Here is a 1544-nt window from a genome sequence, read left to right as displayed (position 1 = left end):
GGGGCCCGGGGTTGAAATAGGGGTAAACAGACATTCAGAACTGAATGACGGTAATAAATAAAGTTAATGATGATAGCGACTCTTATTTTAGCCACCAATGATCATTTTGTTTTACCATTCAGTGCTATAGATATGTTGTCGTCTATTGCTTTGATTATAAAAGGTTAAATATTTTTTTTGATGATTAGTGCGTATTTCCCTGACCATTTTGCGGTGAAAAAAGTTCCGCTGAATTTACAAATTGAAACATCTTGTGGGAACTTTGAAACATCTTAGAAGTTTTAGTATCATATTCTTGTTGGATTATTCTGCATTTTGCAGCACAATGAAATAGCCGACTGATTAGAAGGGTAATCAGTAAGCAGTGGCATAATAAAAGGCATATAACAAACAGAGGGTTAATAACATGAAAGTTAAAGTACTGTCCCTCCTGGTACCGGCTCTGCTGGTAGCAGGCGCAGCAAATGCGGCTGAAATTTATAACAAAGACGGCAACAAATTAGACCTGTACGGTAAAATTGACGGTCTGCACTACTTCTCTGACGACAAGAGCGTCGACGGCGACCAGACCTACATGCGTGTAGGCGTGAAAGGCGAAACCCAGATCAACGACCAGCTGACCGGTTACGGCCAGTGGGAATACAACGTTCAGGCGAACAACACTGAAAGCTCCAGCGATCAGGCATGGACTCGTCTGGCATTCGCAGGCCTGAAATTTGGCGACGCGGGCTCTTTCGACTACGGTCGTAACTACGGCGTAGTATACGACGTAACGTCCTGGACCGACGTTCTGCCGGAATTCGGCGGCGACACCTACGGTTCTGACAACTTCCTGCAGTCCCGTGCTAACGGCGTTGCAACCTACCGTAACTCTGATTTCTTCGGTCTGGTTGACGGCCTGAACTTTGCTCTGCAGTATCAGGGTAAAAACGGCAGCCCGAGCGGCGAAGGCGCTCTGTCTCCTACCAACAACGGTCGTACCGCCTTGAAACAGAACGGCGACGGTTACGGTACTTCTCTGACCTATGACATCTATGATGGCATCAGCGCTGGTTTCGCATACTCTAACTCCAAACGTCTTGGCGACCAGAACAGCAAGCTGGCACTGGGTCGTGGCGACAACGCTGAAACCTACACCGGCGGTCTGAAATACGACGCGAACAACATCTACCTGGCCACTCAGTACACCCAGACCTACAACGCGACCCGCGCTGGTTCTCTGGGCTTTGCTAACAAAGCGCAGAACTTCGAAGTGGTTGCTCAGTACCAGTTCGACTTCGGTCTGCGTCCGTCCGTGGCTTACCTGCAGTCTAAAGGTAAGGATCTGGAAGGCTACGGCGACCAGGACATCCTGAAATATGTTGACGTTGGCGCGACCTACTACTTCAACAAAAACATGTCCACCTATGTTGACTACAAAATCAACCTGCTGGACGACAACAGTTTCACCCACAACGCCGGTATCTCTACCGACGACGTGGTTGCACTGGGCCTGGTTTACCAGTTCTAAGTTGCAAGCTGCATAACAAAAAGGCGCCTCTGGC

General features: G+C 48.5%; 1 protein-coding gene. It reads left to right on the top strand.

Annotated elements, in window-relative coordinates; genetic code table 11:
* Nucleotides 1-406: 406 nt before the first annotated feature.
* On the top strand, nucleotides 407-1510 hold the full coding sequence (locus tag HMPREF9538_RS20545) for a porin OmpC (RefSeq protein ID WP_009484383.1): 1104 nt from the start codon (nucleotides 407-409) through the stop codon (nucleotides 1508-1510).
* Nucleotides 1511-1544: the final 34 nt, after the last annotated feature.

This window comes from Klebsiella sp. MS 92-3 (assembly GCF_000195655.1).
Classification (GTDB): domain Bacteria; phylum Pseudomonadota; class Gammaproteobacteria; order Enterobacterales; family Enterobacteriaceae; genus Klebsiella; species Klebsiella pneumoniae.
Note: the sequence above shows the minus strand (reverse complement) of the source record. Positions and strands in the feature narration are given on the sequence as shown.

Excerpts from the sequence above, each read along its gene's own strand:
- HMPREF9538_RS20545 (WP_009484383.1), top strand. The coding sequence starts at position 407 with ATGAAAGTTAAAGTACTGTCCCTCCTGGTACCGGCTCTGCTGGTAGCA.